The following is a 652-nucleotide window of genomic DNA, read 5'->3' as shown; positions in this document are numbered from 1 at the left end:
CGAACATGCAGCGTCAGGCCGTGCCGCTGGTGCAGTCCGACGCGCCGCTGGTCGGCACCGGCATGGAAGCGGTCGTGGCCGTGGACTCCGGCGCTGTCGTGGTCGCCAAACGTGACGGCGTCGTCGAACAGATCGACGGCACCCGCATCGTGGTTCGCGCCACCAACGAAGCCGACGCCGGCCGTTCGGGCGTCGACATCTATCGCCTGTCCAAGTTCCAGCGTTCCAACCAGTCGACCTGCATCAACCAGCGCCCGATCGTGCGCGTGGGCGATGAAGTGAAGGTCGGCGACGTAATCGCCGACGGCCCGTCGACGGACCTGGGCGAACTGGCCCTCGGCCGGAACGCGCTCGTCGCCTTCATGCCGTGGAACGGCTACAATTTCGAAGACTCGATCCTGATCTCGGAGCGCATCGTGCGCGACGACGTCTTCACCTCGATCCACATCGAGGAGTTCGAGGTCATGGCCCGCGACACCAAGCTGGGGCCGGAAGAGATCACCCGCGACATCCCGAACGTCGGCGAGGAAGCCCTGCGCAACCTCGACGAGGCCGGCATCGTGGCGATCGGCGCCGAGGTCCAGCCGGGCGACATCCTGTGCGGCAAGGTCACGCCGAAGGGTGAAAGCCCGATGACGCCGGAAGAGAAGCT

1 pseudogene is annotated in these 652 nt (G+C 66.4%); it reads left to right on the top strand.

The window, feature by feature from the left end:
• Positions 1 to 652 (top strand): annotated as a pseudogene (locus B3E43_RS00605) (DNA-directed RNA polymerase subunit beta); the annotation flags it as partial.

Source organism: Brevundimonas sp. UBA2416 (assembly GCF_002343105.1).
Taxonomy (GTDB): domain Bacteria; phylum Pseudomonadota; class Alphaproteobacteria; order Caulobacterales; family Caulobacteraceae; genus Brevundimonas.
This window is presented reverse-complemented; position numbering and strand designations above follow the sequence as displayed.